Below are 18377 nucleotides of genomic sequence, written 5' to 3' on the forward strand. Positions count from 1 at the left end.
GCATTGCCGGGCTCCGCCGGCGACGGGCCTCAGAAGTGGTACGGGAAGGCCGACCAGTCGGGGTCGCGCTTCTCGAGGAACGAGTCGCGTCCTTCCACGGCCTCATCGGTGCCGTAGGCGAGACGCGTGGCCTCGCCGGCGAAGACCTGCTGGCCGACCATGCCGTCATCGACCGCGTTGAACGCGAACTTCAGCATGCGGATCGCGGTCGGAGACTTCGTCAGGATCGTGCGCGCCATGGCGACCGCTTCCTTCTCGAGGTCGGCATGCGGGACGACGCGGTTGACCGCGCCCATCTCGTAGGCGCGGTCGGCGGAGTACTCCTCGGCGAGGAAGAACACCTCGCGGGCGAACTTCTGCCCGACCTGCCGAGCCATGTACGCCGAGCCGTATCCTGCGTCGAAGCTGCCCACGTCGGCATCCGTCTGCTTGAAACGGCCGTGCTCGCGCGATGCGATCGTCAGGTCGCACACCACGTGCAGCGAGTGCCCGCCGCCGGCCGCCCAGCCGGGCACGACCGCGATGACGACCTTCGGCATGAAGCGGATCAGCCTCTGCACCTCGAGGATGTGCAGCCGGCCGGCGCGCGCCGGGTCGTGCACCTCCGTCGTGGAGTCGCTGTACTTGTAGCCGTCACGGCCCCGGATGCGCTGGTCACCGCCGGAGCAGAACGACCAGCCGCCGTCCTTGGGGCTCGGGCCGTTGCCGGTCAGCAGCACCACGCCGATGCGCGGATCCTGCCGGGCGATGTCGAGAGCGCGGTACAGCTCGTCGACCGTGTGCGGCCGGAAGGCGTTTCGCACCTCGGGCCTGTCGAACGCGATCCGCGCGATGCGGCCGTCCTTCGAGACATGCGCGGTGATGTCGGTGTACCCCTCGGCGCCGGGGGCGAGGGCCCACTCGGCCGGGTCGAAGATGTCTGAGACGAAGTCGTCGGTCACGGCTCCCAGCCTATTCCGCCGCTTCGCCGGCGCGCCTGTTCCGCGGGGCTCAAGGCCACGTCACGTACGATCGTCGTCGTGCGTCTGACTCCCTCACTCCTCCGTCGTTCCCTTCTCGCCCTGACCGCGGCCGCAGCTCTGGCGCTGGCCGGCTGCGCGTCCAACCCCGGCTCCGACCCGGCATCCGCTCCGTCGACGTCGTCGTCCGCCGACGCGGCATCCGGCACCTGCCAGTACCCGGCCGACGGCCAGGCCGCCAAGCAGGCGGACGCGCCGGACGCCGAGCCGACCGTCACCGGTGAGGTGTCGGCGACCATCAAGACCAGCGCGGGCGACCTCGCCGTCACCCTCGACGCCGACAAGACCCCCTGCACGGTGAACAGCTTCCTCTCGCTGGGCAAGCAGTCCTACTTCGACGGCACCCAGTGCCACCGCCTGACCACCCAGGGCATCTTCGTGCTGCAGTGCGGTGACCCGAGCGGCACCGGCGCGGGCGGCCCCGGCTACTCGTTCGCGGACGAGCTCGACGGCTCCGAGACCTACGAGGCGGGCACGCTCGCGATGGCCAACGCCGGACCCGACACCAACGGCTCGCAGTTCTTCATCGTCTACGCCGACAGCCAGCTGCCGCCGAACTACACCGTCTTCGGTCACCTCGACGAGGCGAGCACCGCGATCGTCGCGGACATCGGCGCCGAGGGCACCCAGGACGGCGGCCCCGACGGCGCCCCCAAGACCCCGGTGGCACTCCTGCAGGTCACCCAGAACTGACGCCGCAGCAGCACCCGAACGGCACGGATGCCGGGGACTCGCGTCTCCGGCATCCGTGCCGTTCTCGTCGTCGCCGCGATCAGTTCAGCCGGCCGCTGCGTGCTTTCCTGAAGCCGTCGACGATGTCCCAGATGCCGATGCCCGCGATGCCGATGCCGGTCAGCGCTGCGAGTACCGCCGTCGCCTCGGCGTTCACGCCGTTCATCGTGAAGACGTCGGAGACGAACTCGGGGTTGTAGAGCACCCCGCGCCCCAGGGCCGTGAGGCCCAGGCTCATCACGCTGATCGCAATCGCGAAGTTGACCCAGGCCAGCGTCATCGTCCACCTCCCGCGCGCATACACGGCGATCGCGAGGATCGCTTCGGCGCCGATGAGAAGGAACACCAGCCCGATCCACCAGGGCCACAGGTCGGGGTTGATGACCGGCAGCACCTCGTCACCGGGCACGAACCCGCGGAAGTGGTCCCACAGGAGTGCGCCGGCGAAGATGCCGAGCATGATGAGGCTTCCGATGAGATCGGTGCGCGCCACCCCGTCTGCGGCGGGCTGCGGCAGCTGGTCGGGGTTCCACTCCAGGATCGTCTCGCCGGTGGACCCCGTGCGCTCGAGGATGAAGAAGACCAGCGTGGTCCAGAAGCTCACGTGCACGATCACGCTGAGCAGAGTCGCGATGCCCTGGCCGAAGATCTCGCCGATCGACGCCTCCGCGACGACCTGCCCGATCACGACCGCCGCGGTCGCCAGGGCGGGCACCGTCCACAGCAGAAGTCGGAGCAGACGCAGCCAGGCGGCGTAGTAGCGGGGCCCGACCAGCCACATCGGGCGATCGATGAGGGACGCCGCGTACGCCGTCGGCTCGCCGAGTTCGGCGACGACCGCGCGCTCGGCCTCGTCGCGGGCCTCACCCTGCTCGATGCGGGGCTCGACCTGCTCGGCGATCGAGGCCTCGACCTCGGCAAGGATCTCGGGACGCACTGCTGTGGGCAGTGCGCGGGCGACGGCGCCGAGGTAGCGCTCGGCGTAGGAAGCTGTGGTGGTCATGATCAGTCCTCCCCTTCGATGAGGGCGGCCGTGGCCGCGGCGATGACCGCGACCTCCTGAGTGAGAGTGTCGGCGAGGCGGATGCCCGATGCCGAGGTGCGGTAGAACTTGCGCGGACGCGCCTCTTCGGTGTTCCACTCGCTGTCGAGATAGCCCTGCTTCTCGAGACGGCGCAGCAGGGGGTAGAGCGTGTTCGCGTCGGTCGGGAACCCGGCCTCCGCGAGTTGCTCCAGCAGACCGTATCCGTACCCCGGCTCGCGCAGCAGCTGCAGGCTGGCGAGCACGATCGTGCCGCGCCGCAGCTCCTGCAGATGTGTGTCGAACTCGCTGTCGTTCATGTCTGTCACCATATTGTGTGTCGCACACTATTGTCAAGACCCCGATATCGTGCAGCCTTCGAAGCGGCATGATGGACGCATGCAGCCGCCGCTCGCCGACATCCTCAGCACCGCCCGCGTCGTCGCCCTCCCGATGCACACCCGGTTCCGCGGGGTCGACGTCCGCGAGGCGCTGCTCTTCGAGGGCCCGCAGGGCTGGGCCGAGTTCTCCCCCTTCGTCGAATACGGCGACGCCGAGGCCGCGACCTGGCTCGCCGCGGCGATCGACTTCGCGTGGCGCGAGCAGCCGGCGCCGCTGCGCGCCCGCATACCGGTGAACGCCACGGTGCCGGCCGTCGAGGCGGCCCGCGTCGCCGACGTCCTCGCGCGCTACGACGGATGCCGCACCGCCAAGGTCAAGGTCGCCGAGCGCGGGCAGAGCCTCGCCGACGACGTCGCCCGGGTTCGCGCCGCGCGCGATGCGATGGGTCCGGAGGGCCGCATCCGCATCGACGCGAACGCCGGCTGGAACGTCGACGAGGCCGAGCACGCCCTGCACGCGCTCGCCGAGTGCGACCTCGAGTACGCCGAGCAGCCCTGCGCCTCCGTCGACGAGCTCGCCGAGCTGCGCCGGCGCGTGAAGTACATGGGCATCCCGATCGCGGCCGACGAGAGCGTGCGCAAGGCGAGCGATCCGCTCGCCGTCGCGCAGGCGAAGGCGGCGGACCTGATCATCATCAAGGCGCAGCCGCTGGGCGGCATCCGTCGTGCGCTGCAGATCGTGGCGGATGCCGGCCTGCCGGCTGTCGTGTCGAGCGCCCTCGACACCGCCGTCGGGCTCGCGCAGGGCGCGGCCCTGGCCGCCGCCCTGCCCACGCTGGACTACGACTGCGGTCTCGGCACGGCATCGCTGTTCGCCGACGACGTCGCGGATGCCCGCCCCGTGGCGGGTTCGGTCAGCGCTGCGCGCGTCGTTCCGGATGCCGCTGCGCTGGACCGCCTGGCCGCGCCGGCCGACCGCCAGGACTGGTGGATCTCACGGCTGGAGCGGTGCCACGGAGTTCTCAGCGCGGGCTGACCGGCTCCAGCAGCAGAGACACGAGGCGGCCGAGTTCGGCGCTGCCGGTCTGACGCAGCTGCTCGTCGTCTGCACCGTCCATCGCACCGCGCACCGTCATGCCCTCCCACACGATCATCAGCAGACGCGCCGTCTCCTCGGCATCCGTACGCAGCGCGAGGCATTCGTTGTCGACGATGTCGGTGATGATCCGCGCGATGCCGGCGACCATCTCGCGCTCGCCGGCGAGGTAGGCGGCGCCGAACTCCGCGTCGCGCAGCGCGCGGATGCGGATCTCGCTCATGAGCATCACGCCGAGGCGGTCGTCGCCCGCGGAGTCCATCACCTGCTGCACGAGTGAGACCGGGTCGTCGAGCGCCAGCGCGCCGGACTCCGTCATCTGCTGCACACGCTCGCGCACCGCGTTCACACGCGCCTCGCCGACGGACGCCGCCAGAGTCAGGAACAGCTCATCCTTCGACGCGAAATTCGAGTAGAAGGCGCCGCGGGTGAATCCGGCTCGCTCGCACACCACCTCGACAGTGGCGCCCTCGAGACCGACCTCGGCGAACACCTGCGCCGCCGCCTCGAGCAAGCGGGCACGCGTGTTCTCACGGCTCCGCGTCGCGATCGTCGTCACAGCTGCACTCCCTTTCACACCTGGCACACAGGCTCTCACGAACATCTGGGAATACGATGCATTGACGTACTCAATACACGTCTGTATCGAGTTCGCGAATGCATCCAACTGCCTGGGGAGGCCCCGTGTCCACTCTGCTGTCCTCGCTCGGACGCTGGTCGTTCCGCCACCCCTGGCGGGTGCTCGTCTCCTGGCTGCTGGTGCTCGGCATCGCCGGCGGTGGCGCTCTCGTGCTCGGCGCGGGCACAGACAACACGTTCTCGATCCCCGGCACCGAGTCGCAGGCGGGGCTCGAGCAGCTCTCCCGCACCTTCCCCCAGGTCAGCGGCACCAACGCCCAGTTCATCGTGGTCGCCGCCGACGGCGACCAGGTCACCGACGACCCGTACAAGAGCGACATCGAGCAGACCGTCTCCGAGCTCGAGAAGGTCGATGGCGTGCTCGCCGTCACCTCGCCCTATGACGAGAACATCGACGGCATGGTCAGCGATGACGACAGCGCCGCGATCGTCCGCCTGCAGTTCGAGGGGCAGGCCACCGACGTCACACCGGAGGCCAAGGCCGAGCTCGAGGGCATCGTGTCCGATCTCGGCGACGAGCTGCCGAAGGGCTCCGAGACCGCGCTCGGCGGCGACCTGTTCGCGATGTCGATCCCGACCGTGACCCTCACCGAGGCCGTCGGCCTGATCATCGCGCTGCTCGTGCTGATCGTCACCTTCCGGTCGTTCGTGGTCGCCGGACTCCCGCTGCTCACCGCGATCCTCGGCGTCGGCATCTCGATGGCCGGAATCTTCGCCGCGACCGCATTCGCGACCGTCTCGTCCACCACCCCGCTGCTCGCCCTCATGCTGGGTCTCGCGGTCGGCATCGACTACTCGCTGTTCATCGTCGCGAGGCATCAGGACCAGGTCAGAGCCGGCGTCGATCCTGAGGAGTCCACGGCACGATCCGTGGGCACCGCCGGCTCCGCCGTGGTGTTCGCCGGCGTCACCGTGCTCATCGCCCTGATCGGGCTCGGGTTCGCCGGCATCCCGTTCCTGACGACCATGGGCATCGCGGCATCCGTGGCCGTCGCGATCGCCGTGGCGATCGCCGTCACGCTCACCCCCGCCCTCCTCGGATTCGTGAAGGGCAAGGTCGTGGGGCGACCGAAGAAGGTCAAGAAGGCGAAGAAGGATGCCGCGCCGCGGCGCTCCTTCAGCCGGCGCTGGGTGGGCGGCGTGACCAAGCACCCGGTTATCGTGTCGATCGCCGTCGTGCTGGGCCTGGGCATCGTCGCGGTCCCGGCGCTGAGCCTGAACCTCGCGCTGCCGAACGCCGGCCAGCTGCCGCAGGGCTCCGAGGCGCGTGTGAACTACGACCTCACCGCCGAGCACTTCGGTCCCGGATTCAACGGACCGCTGATCCTCACCGGCACCATCGTCACCTCGAAGGATCCGCTGAACCTCATGCAGGATCTCGGCGACGAGGTCGAGAAGCTGCCCGGCGTCGCCGCCGTCCCCCTGGCGACCCCGAACGAAACTGCCGACACCGGCATCGTGCAGATCGTGCCGACCACGGCACCGGACGACCCGAAGACCGCCGAGCTCGTGCGCGAGCTGCGATCGCACCACGACGAGTGGCTCGACGAGTACGGCATCGATCTGAAGGTCACTGGCTTCACGGCGGTCGCGATCGACATCTCCGACCAGCTCGGCGCCGCACTGCTGCCGTTCGGCATCTTCGTGATCGGCCTGTCGCTGATCCTGCTGGCGATCGTGTTCCGCTCGATCTGGGTGCCGATCACCGCCGCGCTCGGCTACCTGCTGTCGATCGTCGCCGCCTTCGGCGTCGTCGCCGCGGTGTTCGAGTGGGGCTGGTTCGCCGACCTGCTGCATGTCGCCCGCACCGGCCCGATCATCTCGTTCATGCCGATCGTGCTGATGGGCGTGCTGTTCGGCCTGGCGATGGACTACCAGGTCTTCCTCGTCTCGCGCATGCGGGAGGACTACGTCCACGATCCCGCCATCCGCCGACCCAACGGCCCCAGGGACGCCGCCACCGCACGGGATGCCGCGATCCGCGCCGTGCGCACCGGCTTCGCCGGCTCCGCCAAGGTGGTGACCGCCGCCGCACTGATCATGTTCGCCGTGTTCGTCGCGTTCGTGCCGGAGGGCGACTCCTCGCTGAAGCCGATCGCCCTCGGCTTGGCTGCCGGCATCGCGATCGACGCCTTCCTGGTGCGCATGACCCTCATCCCCGCGCTGATGGCGATCCTCGGCGACCGCGCCTGGCGCATCCCGCGCTGGATGGAGCGCGTGCTGCCGCACGTCGACATCGAGGGCGAGGCCGTAGAGCGCGAGCGCGACCTGGCCTCCTGGCCGGGCGACGACAGCGTCGTGGCCGCGGACGGACTGGGCGTCGGGACTCCCGCCGTCGCCGGCGTCACATTGCGCCTTGCGCCCGGCGGCGCGCTCGTCGCGACCGGAGCGGATGCCCGTGAGCTGCGTGCCCTCGCACTCGCGGTCGCCGGCCGCGTCAAGCCGGATGCCGGACGCCTGCGGGTGACCGGACATCTGCTGCCCGGCCGCGCCGCCTGGGTGCGCCGCAACGTCGGCTGCGTGATCGTCGACGACGCGGCATCCGCTCCTCGCGAGCTGGCCGCGGCCCTGCGCGGCTCGACGGGCCTCGTCGTCATCGACGGCATCGACCGGCTCTCCGGCGCAGACCGCGACCAGATCGCCGCCGCGCTGCGCGACACCGACGCCGCCGTGTTCGCCACCGCTGCCGACCCCTATGTCGCGAAGGCGCTGCTCGCCGATGCGGGCCGTGATGCGGCATCCGTCGTCGACGTGCGCGAGCCCGCAACGCCCGCCGAGACCCCGCCTTCGCACCGAGACCCCGCCGTGCTGACGTCCGCAGACCGGGGTGTCGACGACAACCCGGGGTCTCGGGAGGACGCATCCGCATCTGAGAACACCGAGGTGACCGCATGACCCTCATCGAACGCGCCCGCTCCCGCCGGCCGATCACCTGGCTGACCATCATCGGCGTGCTGCTGCTGCCGGTCGTCATCGGCGGTCTGCTCGTCGCCGCGCTGCAGAACCCGACGCAGAACCTCGACCGTATGACGGCGGCGATCGTCAACCTCGACGAGCCGGTCACGATCAATGACCAGTACACACCGCTCGGCCGCGAGCTGGCGTCTGGCCTGGTCGAGGGATCCGACGAGGTGGACTCCAACCTCACGTGGGTCATCTCGAACAAGGACGACGCCGCCGACGGGCTCAGCGACGGCACGTACCAGGCTGTGGTGACGATTCCGAAGGACTTCTCGAAGAACGCCACCTCGGGCGGTCAGGCGATCGCCGACGGCGGCGGCTCCGCGCAGCAGGCGCAGATCCAGGTGACCACCCCGCAGGACGCCCGCGTCGCGGACGACCTCATCACCAGCCAGATCGCGAACGTCGCGGCGTCCTCGATGGGTTCGATGCTCTCCGAGGCGACCCTCAGCAATGTGCTGATCGGCTTCGACACGCTCGGCTCGAAGATCGGCGAGGCGGCCGACGGTGCCGACAAGCTCGCCGACGGCGCGCAGGACGCCGCCGACGGCGCCGCCGCACTGCCGGATGGGGCCACGAAGCTCGCCGACGGTGCGAACCAGCTGAGCTCGGGCGCTTCCCAGCTCGGCGACGGCGCGGGGCAGGTCGCTGCGGGTGCGAGCCAGCTCGGCAGCGGACTGGACACGCTCGCCGACAAGACGCGTGAGGCGGGTGCCGGTGCGAGCCAGATCGGTTCCGGCCTGACCAATGGGGCTGCGGCGCTGGAGAAGAACGGCATCGTCCCCGACCCGATCACAGACCTGGCCGGTAAATCCGCGGCGGCCGGTGCCGGCGTCGCGGCGGGCGTCAGCGAGGTCTCGGCAGGGATCGACGGCCTCGTCAAACTCTGTGCTGACTACCCGACGGACGACAAGGTGTGCGCTGGGCTGAAGCAGCTCCAGAGCAAGATGCCCGCGCTCACCACCGGAGCGAACGGCGCGAAGGACGCGGCGGCCGGTACCGCGTACGCTCTCGGGCAGTTCGACACCGCAGGCGCGAAGGAGATCGCCAAGCAACTCGCGGACGCCGGCACCGGTGCGGCCTCCCTCGCATCCGGCCTCGGCCAGATCGCCGGCGGCATCGACCTGTCGGCCGACGGCGCTCGTGGCCTCAGCACCGGCGCCTCGAAGATCGCCACCGGAAACCGGGGCCTCGCCACCGGCGCCGCGCAACTCGGCGACGGGGCGACCCAGCTCGCCGACGGCACCACCCAGCTCGGCACCGGCCTGGACCAGCTGGCGGGCGGCACGAGCGACCTCGCCGACGGCCTGCACACCGCCGCATCCTCGCTGCCGTCGTTCAGCGAGAAGGAGTCGACCTCGCTCGCCTCCGTCGTCGCGAACCCGGTGAAGAGCGATGTGGCGACCTCGAGCCTGTTCGGCGCGACAGCCATCCCGCTGCTCGTCGCTCTCGTACTGTGGTTCGGGTCGCTGGCGTCGTACGTCGTGATGCGGGCGATGCCCGAGCGCGTGCTCACCTCGCGGCGCTCGTCGATCGCGCTGGCACTGCGCGGGTTCTGGCCCGCTGCGCTCATCGGTGCGGCGCAGGGCCTGCTCGTCTCGCTGATCGTGCAGATGGTCGCCTCGTACGACGCCGCGCACTGGTGGTCGTTCGCCGGCATCGCGGTGCTCGCCGGCGTCTCGTTCGCCGCCGTGAACCAGGCGCTGGTCGCGCTGTTCGGCGGGATCGGGCGCTGGATCGGTGTGCTCGTCGGCGTGCTCGCCGTCGCGACGGGTCTGGTCTCCACGGTGCCCGGCTGGCTGGCATCCGTCGGTGCGGCCATGCCGACGGCGCCCGCACTGAGCGGTCTGATCGACGCGAGCGGCACGGCCGTGGCCGGGCTGATCGTCTGGGGCGTGCTGGCGCTGCTGGCCACGACGCTCTCGGTCACCCTGCGCCGCACGACCTCCGCGAAGGCCGTGCTCGCCACCGCCGCGGCCTGACCTTTCCTTCTCTGCTCCGGTCTCACTGGATGCGGGTGTTTCCCCCCGACACCCGCATCCGTCGAGACCGGAGCCGTCAGCACGTCACGCACGTCGAACCGTCGCCGCCCGGGGCGGTAGCGTCGTCGGATGGCGCGCGACTTCATGACAGACCCCGGGCAGCTCCGTGATCTGGAGGGCCAGCAGTACATCGTGCTGCGGCCGACGGACGCGGTCATGCGCGAGTTCGACGCGGTGCAGGATGCCGCGCGCCGGCGGCTCGACGACACCGTCCGCTATCCGGGAGCGGCGCACGTCACGCTGCGCGGCCTGTACGAGCCGGAGCGCACCGAGGTCGTGCGCGAGGTCGTGCGCGAGTGGGCGGCGAAGCAGCATCCGATCGATCTGGTGTTCGAGGCCGTCGATGCGTTCCCCGCGCCGTGGCAGATCGTGATCGCACGGCTCGGGCGCACTCCCGGCCTGCTGCACGCCTACGCGTCGCTCACCGCCGCACTCGATCGCACCGATCTGCGCCGAATCGGCGAGCTCGCCCTCGAGGACTGGACGTTCCACCTGTCGGCGGTCTACGCGAAGACACTCTCGCCCGATGACTGGGAACGCCTCGCTGCGTCGACGCATCACGACTACAAGACCCCCGCCACCGAGACGGTGAGAGAGGTCGAGTTCGTCACATACTCCAACGCCGCCGAACATCGCGAGGTCTTCCCCCTCGGCACCCCGTGAACAACTCCGGGGGTCAGATCAGGCGGGTGACGAGAAGTCCTTCGCCAGGTCGAGGAGCAGGCGGCCGCCGAAGCCGGTCGCGCCCTGGGTGCGCCAGGAGTCGTCCTTCTCGACCTGCATGGTGCCGGCGATGTCGAGGTGCGCCCAGGGCGTTCCGCCGGTGAAGTGGTCCAGGAACAGCGCCGCCGTGATCGCGCCGCCGTAGGGGCCGCCCAGGTTGGAGATGTCGGCGATGCTGCTGTCGAGCTGCGCCCGGTACTTGCGCTCCAGGGGCATCTGCCAGATCTTCTCGTCGGTGGTCGCAGACGACTCGCGCAGCAGGTCGATCATCCGGTCGTCGTTGCCGAGCAGCGCCGCCACGTGGCCACCGAGCGAGACCAGCGCCGCCCCGGTCAGCGTCGCGATGTCGACGATCGCGTCGACCCCCTGCTCGTTCGCTAGGGCGAAGGCGTCGCTCATCGCGATGCGCCCCTCGGCGTCGGTGTTCTTCACCTCGATCGTGGTCCCGCCGCGTGCGGTGAGCACATCGCCGAGCTTGTACGCCGTGCCCGACGGCATGTTGTCGGTGCACATCAGCCAGCCGAACACCTCGGCCATCGCGCCGGCGTCGCGCAGCGCGGTGAATGCGCCGAGCACCGCGGCAGCACCGCCCATGTCCATCTTCATCAGCAGGTGCATCGGATCGCTGGGCTTCAGGCTGATGCCGCCCGAGTCGTACATGATGCCCTTGCCGATCAGCCCCAGCTTCCCGGTCGCCGCGCCGGAGGGCGTGTAGTGCAGCACGATCATGCGCGGCTCCTCGACCGAGCCCTGGTTCACGCCGAGCAGCCCGCCGCACCCGAGCTCGATGAGCGCCGCCTTGTCGTACGAGGTCACCTCGAACCCGAACCTCGTCCCCAGCACCTCGGCGATGTCGGCCATGTCGGTCGCGGTCAGGTGCCCCGGAGGGGTGTTCGCCAGGTCGCGCGCCACGATCGCCGCGCGGGCGGTGACGGCTGCCGCGGCGACGGCGGCAGCATCCGCCGTCGCATCGCCCTCGCCGGCGTCCAGCGTCAGCGCGGCCAGCGGCACGTGCTTCGAGTCGCCGATCAGCACCGTGTAGCGGTACCGCGCCAGAAGCGCACCCTCGGCGAGCGCGGTCAGGGCCGACGCCCGGTCCGCGCCCTCCAGGTCGATCTGCAGCGCGAGCCGGCCGTGCCGCGCGGCCGCGCGCACGAACGACGCCGCCGCGTCACGCAGCAGCGCGGCAGAGCTGTCGGATGCCGCGCCGAGACCGACCGCCACGAGGTCGGGCCCGTCCGCCTGCGGCAGCACGAGCGTCGCCCCCGGCTTCGCGTCGAAACCGGCCGCCTCGAGCGCTTCGCGGCTGAACCCGAGCCCGGCGGGCACGTCGCCGTCGGTGCGCACGCCGAAGCCGACCGCTCCCGCGTCGCCGTCGGCCGACCCGACCCGCACCTCGGCGGCGTCCAGGGCGTCCAGCCCCGGCACGGTCGCGAAATCGGCCGGGATGAGCTTGTTCGGACTGCGAGTCATGGCATCTCCTTGGTTCACGAATCAGTGGTTCACGGATCAGTTCTCGAAGACGGCGCCGGTCAGCCGATCTGGACCGGGGATCCTGGCCCCCACGGGATCCCGGTGAGGAACCACACCACGTACAGGGCGGCCCACGCCAGCAGCATCCACAGCGCGTACGGGATCATCAGGGCGATGATCGTGCCGATTCCGGCATCCTTCTTGTACCGCTGCGCGACCGTCACCATGAACGGCAGGTACACCATGAGCGGCGTCAGCACGTTGACCGGCGAGTCGCCGACGCGGTACGCGGCGAGCAGCGTCTGCGGCGCGACCTCGAGCGAGGCGAAGATCGGGATGAACACCGGCGCGAAGATCACCCACTTCGGCACCAGGCCGGGAAGGATGAAGTCCAGGATCAGGATCACCAGGATGAAGGCGATCAACAGGACGATCGCCGGCACGTTGGCGTGCTGCAGCGCCTCGGCGGCCGAGATCGCTGCGACGGTGGGCAGATTGGTCCAGTTGAACAGGGCGATGAACTGGGCGATCATCAGGAACATCACCAGCAGGCCGCCCAGGCTGCCGAAGGTCTTCGCGATCGCGGCGACGGTGGCCGATCCGCCCTTCAGGGTCTTCGCGCCGGCGCCGTAGGCGACACCGCAGACCAGGAACGCCAGCGAGATGATGAACACCAGGCTGGCCATGAACGGCGACGTGCCTGAGATGTCGCCGTCGGACGGCGCCCGCAGCGGTGCACCGGGCGGCAGAGTCAGGGCGAGGATCACGAGCACGAAACCCAGCAGCGCCCAGCCGGAGAACTTCAGCCCGCGGGCCTCAGCGTCGTGGTCGACGTTCGCGGATTCGTCGACGATCGTGAGCTCTGCGCGGTCGTAGGCGCCGAGGCGCTTCTCCGTGACGAACATCGTCACGAAGAGCGCGACGAAGGTGAGCAGGAATGTGGAGACGATGCCGAAGTAGAGGTTGTGCGTGACCTGGATCGGCTCCATCCCCGCGGCGGTGAGCACACCGTTTGTGATCTCGGTGAGCATGCTGTCGCTGGGCGTGATGATGAGGTTCGCACCGAATGCCGCCCCCACCGCGGCGAACGCACCGGCGAGACCGGCGAGCGGATGCCTTCCGACGGTGAGGAACGCGGCAGCGGCGAGCGGGACCAGGATGAGGTAGCCGGCATCGGTGGCGACGGAGGAGAGCACGCCGACGAACAGCAGGATGGCGGCGAGCCAGCGACGCGGAGCGACCTTCACGACCCGGCGGATCAGCGCGCCCATCAGACCGGCGTGCTCGGCCACCCCGACACCGGCCATGGCGATGAGCACCGTCGCGACGACGCTGAAGCCGGCGAAGTTGTCGACGAAGGAGGTGAAGAAGAACCGCAGGCCCTCGATGGACAGCAGGTTCTGCACCGCGAACGTGCGCGTCTCGACGACGTACTCCGGCACATCCGCGGGCTCACCCGTCGCGGTGTCCCAGATCACCCAGTGCGAGCCGAACTGGTCGTTCAGCTGCCCGACCTGGTCCGCGGCCACCGGAGTGGCCACCTCGTCGGTCACCGACACCCCGACCCAGCTCAGGATCGCGGACAGCACGGCGATGAATCCGATCAGGTACACGAACATGATCGTCGGGTCCGGCACTTTGTTGCCGACCTTCTCGATCCAGTTCAGGAACCCCTTCTGCGGCGCCTGCGGCGCCAGATCCGATGCTGCACTCACCCGGGGGCTCCTTCGTCCGGACCGCGACGGCGGTCGTCCCTATCCTGGCGAACCCGGGTGTCTCCGGCAATCGTCACGCGGAAATCTGCGTGCCGGAGCCCCCGACCTCAGCGTCCGCGCGCGTCCGAGGTCTTCTTCTTGAAGATCAGTGCCGCCAGCAGCCAGCCGCCGAGCGCGGTGACCACCCAGATGATCAGCGTCGCGAGCAGCCAGGTGCTGATGCCTGACAGGTGCACGCCGCTGGGGAACAGCGACGCGATCAGCAGGGCGACGAAGGTAGAGATCAGCCCGATGCCGCCCACGAGCGCCTCGGCGTGACGCGTGACGATCTTCAGGATCAGCGGCGCCAGGATGGCCTGCGCGATCGTGAACACGATGACGGCGACGAGGAAGCCCGCGAAGCCGATCGAGAACCCCGGCAGCACCCACAGGCAGATGAGCAGGGCGACCGCGACGGTGACCAGGGAGATGGCGGCGCGGAGCAGCAGACGGATCATCCCGTCAGACTACTGGTTCAGCTCAGTCCGGAGTAGGAGTGCAGACCCTTGAAGAACACGTTCACGATGGTGAAGTTGAACAGCACCGCCGCGAAGCCGACGATCGACAGCCACGCCGACCGCGAGCCGCGCCAGCCGCGGGTGGCCCGCGCGTGGATGTAGCCCGCGTAGAGCACCCAGATGATGAACGTCCAGGTCTCCTTGACGTCGAAGCCCCAGAAGCGGCCCCAGGCGTCCTGCGCCCAGATCGCGCCGGCCATCAGCGTGAAGGTCCAGGCGATGAAGCCGACGACCGTGAAGCGGTAGGCCAGGCTCTCCAGGCGATTCGAGTCGGGGATCGTGCGCAGGAACCCGGGTCCCGTCTTCGCGGCGCCCTCGGCGACCAGCCGCTCGCGCCGCATCTGCATCAGCTGCATCACGGACAGCGCGAAGGCCAGGGCGAACAGCGCCGTCGACAGCGAGGCGACGAACACGTGGATGATCAGCCAGACGCTCTTGAGCGGCTCGGCGAGCGGCGTGATGACGACGTAGAAGTTCGTCGAGGTGAGTCCGAGAAGCACCACCACCAGCCCCAGGATGAACGAACCGAGGTAGCGCACATCCAGGCGGGTGAGCACGATCAGGTACACCGCGATGATCAGCAGTGTGCCGATCATGGCGAACTCGTAGAGGTTCGACCACGGCACGTGCCCGTCGGCGATGCCGCGAGTCACGGTGGCGCCGAGGTGGAACAGCCAGCCCAGCACCGTCAGGGACGTGCCGATCCGGGCCATGACGTAGCGCGGCTTCGCCTCATCGGCGTCGGATGCCGCGGACGCGGCGTCTCCGGCATCCGCCGCCGCTCCCCCGCCGCCACCGGCGGTGACGAGCTGCTTCGCCTTGGCGGTCTCGAGCTTCGCATCCGCCGTCTTCGCGGAGCGGCTGGCGAGGTCGAACGCGTATGCGAGGAACGCGAGCGCGTAGATCGCGATGGCCGTCCACATCAGGACGACGGAGAGGGATTCCAGATCGGCCATGTCAGCTCTCCTTCGGAGTGGTCGGGGACTTCCGGGGTGCGGAGCCGTCGAGCAGCCGCTCGTGTCCGCGGGCGAGGTCGTCGACGGCGGCGGCCAGAGTCGGATCCTCGCCTCGGGCGAGGCCAGCGTACTCCAGGGTGACGCCGCCGTCACCGGGCGTCGCCTTCACCCACATCCGCCGACGCGGCACGAACAGGGCCAGCGCGAGGCCGACCAGTGCGAGCACGGCGAACACCAGCACCCACACCGCGGACTCGTCGTGGTGGATCTGCAGCGAGACGTATCGCTTCACGGAATGGGTGAAGTCCTTCGCGCCCGCGGGCGACTCGTCCTCGAACGTGACGGTGCCCATGCCGTTCGGCAGCTCTGCGGTCTTGCCGGGCTCGAGCTCGATCGACTCCACGTCGGTGCCACGCCCCGTCAGCTTGTCCATCGGGCTGGTGTCGAGCACGTACACCGAACGCGGGGTGCCGTCGTCGATGCCCAGGTCGCCGACGTACACGTCGAGCGTGAGCAGCGGACCGTACAGGTCGGGATAGGCCGACGTGTACGCCCCGGTCGAGAGCTTGCCCGCCGTCGGGTAGAAGAAGCCGGTCAGCGCCATCTGCTCCGGCATCCCGTCCGGCACCTTCAGCACGCCGAGCGAGGTCATGTTGTTGTCCTGCGGCAGGAACGCGACCGGTCCGCTGGTGACGACCTCGCCTTCGGCGTTGCGCACGGTGATGCTCGGGGCGTAGCCGTTGCCCAGCAGGTACACCTTGTCGGCGCCGATGCTCAGCGGGTGGTTCACCTTGACCGCGCCCTCGTGCTGGGAGTCGTCCGCCTCGGTCACGGTGACGTTCGCCGAGAAGTCGCCGGCCTGACCGGCGCCGGCGGTGCCCGGGGGCTGGTAGGTGACGTCGAAGGAGTCCAGCGTCATCCGATAGGGCTGCAGCGCCTCGTCGCTCACGAATCGGCCACGGTTGATCGAGTCGTAGTCGGTGAGGATGTTGACGAAGTTCCTGCCCTCGATCACGACCTTCTGCCCGGTGTAGGCGAGTCCGCCGCCCACGCCGACCGCGACCAGAACACCCACGAGCGAGATGTGGAACACCAGGTTGCCGGTCTCGCGCAGGTAGCCGCGCTCTGCCGAGACCGAGCGCACCGTGCCTCGGTCGTAGCGCGCCACCCGGTAGCCCAGCGCCTTCAGCTGCTTCTGCGCGGCGTCGATCGCGCGACCGGCCTCGGCGTCGGCGTCCGCGGCCTCGCGGACCGTCTCGATGTGGTCGTCCAGGCGTGACAGCCGCGCCGGCGTGCGCGGCGGCTGCGCGCGCAGCGCCTTGAGGTGGTGCTTGATGCGCGGGATGATGCAGCCGATGAGCGACAGGAACAGCAAGAGGTAGATCGCCGAGAACCACGGCGACGAGTACACGTCGAACAGGCTGAACCTGTCCAGCACCGGGAACAGATCGGGGTTGTCGGTCTGCCACTTGATCACGCCGTTCGGATCGGCGGAGCGCTGTGGGAAGATCGAGCCGGGGATCGCGGCGATGGCGAGCACGAGCAGCAGGATGATCGCCACGCGCATCGAGGTGACCTGGCGCCAGCCCCAGCGCAGCCAGCCGGTGAAGCCCAGCTTCGGCTGATTGATGTCGTCCGCGACCTCCGCGGAGTCGATGTGGTCGGAGGGACGCAGCGGGTCGGTCGCGGCCGAGGCGCCTTCCTTCGCGTCGGTGACGTCAGAGCGGGAGGACGACATTGCCCATCACCGCCCCGACACGAGACATGATCTGGGTCCAGACCCCGGTCACCATGAGAACGCCGAGCACGATGAGGAGAACGCCTCCGATGATGTTGATGACACGGATGTGACGGCGCAGGAAGCCGACCGTCCGGGTCGCCCAGCCGAAGCCGAGTGCGATGAGCAGGAACGGGATGCCGAGGCCCAGCGAGTAGGCCACGCCGAGCAGCGCCGCCCGTCCTGGAGTGCCGACGTTCACCGACAGCGCCGAGATCGCGGCGAGCGTCGGGCCGAGGCAGGGGGCCCAGCCGAGGCCGAGCGCGACACCCAGCAGCGGCGCGCCGATCAGGCCGGTGGCCGAGCTCACGTGCAGTCGCCGCTCCCGCTGCGCGAAACCGAAGAAGCCGAGGAAGACCAGTCCCATCGCGATGATCACGACACCGAGGATGCGGGTGATCAGCGGCATCCACTCGAGCAGGAACAGGCCTGCGGTGCCGAAGAGCACGGTCATGCACACGAAGACGACGGTGAAACCGGCGATGAAGAGCAGCACGCCGAGCAGCAGGCGGCCCTTCCCGCGTGTCGACGAGCCTGTCGCCTGGGTCCCTGAGCCTGTCGCAGGGCCCGTGCCCACCGCGCCGCCGATGAAACCGAGATAGCCCGGCACGAGCGGCAGCACGCACGGCGACAGGAACGACACGAGTCCCGCGAGCATCGCGAGCGGGACGGCGAGCCAGAGCGCACCGGACCCGATGACGTCGACGGGATTCACGCCTTCTCCGCGAGGGTGTCCTGGATCAGGGTGGAGAGCACGGACGGCCCGTCGATGGGGCCGACGATGCGCGCGGCGACGCGGCCCTGCCGGTCGAGGACGAGGGTCACCGGCGGCGCCTGGATCGGCGTCACCTTGGCGAAGGCGAGCTTGGCCTTGCCGCTCTCGGCGTCCATGACGCTCGGGTAGGTGACACCGAACTTGTCGGCGAAGGCCTTCGCGGTGTCGGCTGCGTCGTAGATGTTGACGCCCACGAACGCGACGTCGTCGTCCTGATGCTTCTGCCAGACCTTCTCGAGGTCCTTCGCCTCGAGGCGGCACGGGCCGCACGACGAGTACCAGAAGTTGACCACGGTGACATCGCCGAGCGAATCGGCGCTGTCGAACTCCGCGCCGTCCTCGGTGGTGCCGGAGAACTCGATCGGCTCGCCGCGTTCGGCGGGCTTGATCTCGGAGACGCGCACGTCGTTTGAGCTGTAGACGGTGTCGCCCTTGCCGAACTCGTCGGCGGCCGGATCATTGGCCGTGCAGGCGCTCAATCCGACGGCGAACACCGCGGCGAGCGCGGCGGCGATCACGGGACGTACACGGCGGGACACGCTGGGAATCG

General features: G+C 69.6%; 16 protein-coding genes. 5 read left to right on the forward strand and 11 right to left on the reverse strand.

Annotated features, from left to right (window positions below):
• Positions 1-29 precede the first annotated feature (29 nt).
• On the reverse strand, positions 30-941 hold the full coding sequence (locus GON06_RS11155) for a 1,4-dihydroxy-2-naphthoyl-CoA synthase (RefSeq protein ID WP_332837423.1): 912 nt from the start codon (positions 939-941) through the stop codon (positions 30-32).
• A 78-nt stretch (positions 942-1019) separates the two neighbouring features.
• On the opposite strand from GON06_RS11155, the gene GON06_RS11160 reads away from it, so the two are divergent.
• Entirely contained in the window at positions 1020-1712 is a 693-nt protein-coding gene (locus GON06_RS11160; protein ID WP_332837425.1) for a peptidylprolyl isomerase, read from the forward strand.
• Between the two features lie 79 nt (positions 1713-1791).
• Here GON06_RS11160 and GON06_RS11165 read toward each other — a convergent pair whose 3' ends face one another.
• Positions 1792-2754, reverse strand: coding sequence for a permease prefix domain 1-containing protein (locus GON06_RS11165; protein ID WP_157312381.1), 963 nt, complete (start codon positions 2752-2754; stop codon positions 1792-1794).
• A 2-nt stretch (positions 2755-2756) separates the two neighbouring features.
• On the reverse strand, positions 2757-3092 hold the full coding sequence (locus tag GON06_RS11170) for a PadR family transcriptional regulator (RefSeq protein ID WP_157312382.1): 336 nt from the start codon (positions 3090-3092) through the stop codon (positions 2757-2759).
• Positions 3093-3171: 79 nt separating this feature from the next.
• On the opposite strand from GON06_RS11170, the gene GON06_RS11175 reads away from it, so the two are divergent.
• On the forward strand, positions 3172-4149 hold the full coding sequence (locus GON06_RS11175; protein ID WP_157312383.1) for an o-succinylbenzoate synthase: 978 nt from the start codon (positions 3172-3174) through the stop codon (positions 4147-4149).
• Here GON06_RS11175 and GON06_RS11180 read toward each other — a convergent pair.
• On the reverse strand, positions 4136-4768 hold the full coding sequence (locus tag GON06_RS11180) for a TetR/AcrR family transcriptional regulator (RefSeq protein ID WP_332837426.1): 633 nt from the start codon (positions 4766-4768) through the stop codon (positions 4136-4138). The genes GON06_RS11175 and GON06_RS11180 overlap by 14 nt on opposite strands.
• Before the next feature lie 125 nt (positions 4769-4893).
• Here GON06_RS11180 and GON06_RS11185 point away from each other — a divergent pair, with 125 nt between their 5' ends.
• The 3 genes from GON06_RS11185 to GON06_RS11195 all read left to right on the forward strand — a co-directional run bounded on the left by GON06_RS11185 (position 4894) and on the right by GON06_RS11195 (position 10514).
• The gene (locus GON06_RS11185) at positions 4894-7743 is read left to right on the forward strand and encodes an efflux RND transporter permease subunit (protein ID WP_332837427.1); all 2850 of its coding nucleotides are present in this window, start codon (positions 4894-4896) and stop codon (positions 7741-7743) included.
• Complete coding sequence (locus tag GON06_RS11190; protein WP_157312386.1) at positions 7740-9791, forward strand: YhgE/Pip family protein; 2052 nt, start codon at positions 7740-7742, stop codon at positions 9789-9791. Before GON06_RS11185 ends, GON06_RS11190 begins: the two co-directional genes overlap by 4 nt.
• 129 nt (positions 9792-9920) lie before the next feature.
• Positions 9921-10514, forward strand: coding sequence for a 2'-5' RNA ligase family protein (locus GON06_RS11195; RefSeq protein ID WP_232528422.1), 594 nt, complete (start codon positions 9921-9923; stop codon positions 10512-10514).
• A gap of 18 nt (positions 10515-10532) precedes the next feature.
• Here GON06_RS11195 and GON06_RS11200 read toward each other — a convergent pair whose 3' ends face one another.
• The 7 genes from GON06_RS11200 to GON06_RS11230 form a co-directional block, all read right to left on the reverse strand.
• Positions 10533-12047 (reverse strand): leucyl aminopeptidase family protein, encoded by a 1515-nt coding sequence (locus tag GON06_RS11200; protein WP_157312387.1) that lies wholly within the window; start codon positions 12045-12047, stop codon positions 10533-10535.
• A gap of 59 nt (positions 12048-12106) precedes the next feature.
• A complete protein-coding gene (locus tag GON06_RS11205) occupies positions 12107-13762 on the reverse strand; it encodes an AbgT family transporter (RefSeq protein WP_332837428.1) in 1656 nt (551 codons plus the stop codon).
• A 107-nt stretch (positions 13763-13869) separates the two neighbouring features.
• Positions 13870-14259 carry a phage holin family protein gene (locus GON06_RS11210; RefSeq protein ID WP_157312388.1) on the reverse strand — a complete coding sequence of 130 codons (390 nt, stop codon included), beginning with the start codon at positions 14257-14259 and terminating at the stop codon, positions 13870-13872.
• A 17-nt stretch (positions 14260-14276) separates the two neighbouring features.
• Positions 14277-15275 (reverse strand): c-type cytochrome biogenesis protein CcsB, encoded by a 999-nt coding sequence (gene ccsB / locus GON06_RS11215; protein WP_157312389.1) that lies wholly within the window; start codon positions 15273-15275, stop codon positions 14277-14279.
• Position 15276: 1 nt separating this feature from the next.
• Positions 15277-17013, reverse strand: coding sequence for a cytochrome c biogenesis protein ResB (gene resB, locus GON06_RS11220; RefSeq protein WP_157312390.1), 1737 nt, complete (start codon positions 17011-17013; stop codon positions 15277-15279).
• Positions 16994-17767, reverse strand: coding sequence for a cytochrome c biogenesis CcdA family protein (locus GON06_RS11225; protein WP_332837432.1), 774 nt, complete (start codon positions 17765-17767; stop codon positions 16994-16996). The genes resB and GON06_RS11225 overlap by 20 nt, the downstream gene beginning before the upstream one ends.
• The gene (locus tag GON06_RS11230) at positions 17764-18366 is read right to left on the reverse strand and encodes a TlpA family protein disulfide reductase (RefSeq protein WP_332837433.1); all 603 of its coding nucleotides are present in this window, start codon (positions 18364-18366) and stop codon (positions 17764-17766) included. Before GON06_RS11230 ends, GON06_RS11225 begins: the two co-directional genes overlap by 4 nt.
• Positions 18367-18377: the final 11 nt, after the last annotated feature.

Source organism: Microbacterium sp. MAH-37, from assembly GCF_009758255.1.
Lineage (GTDB): Bacteria > Actinomycetota > Actinomycetes > Actinomycetales > Microbacteriaceae > Microbacterium.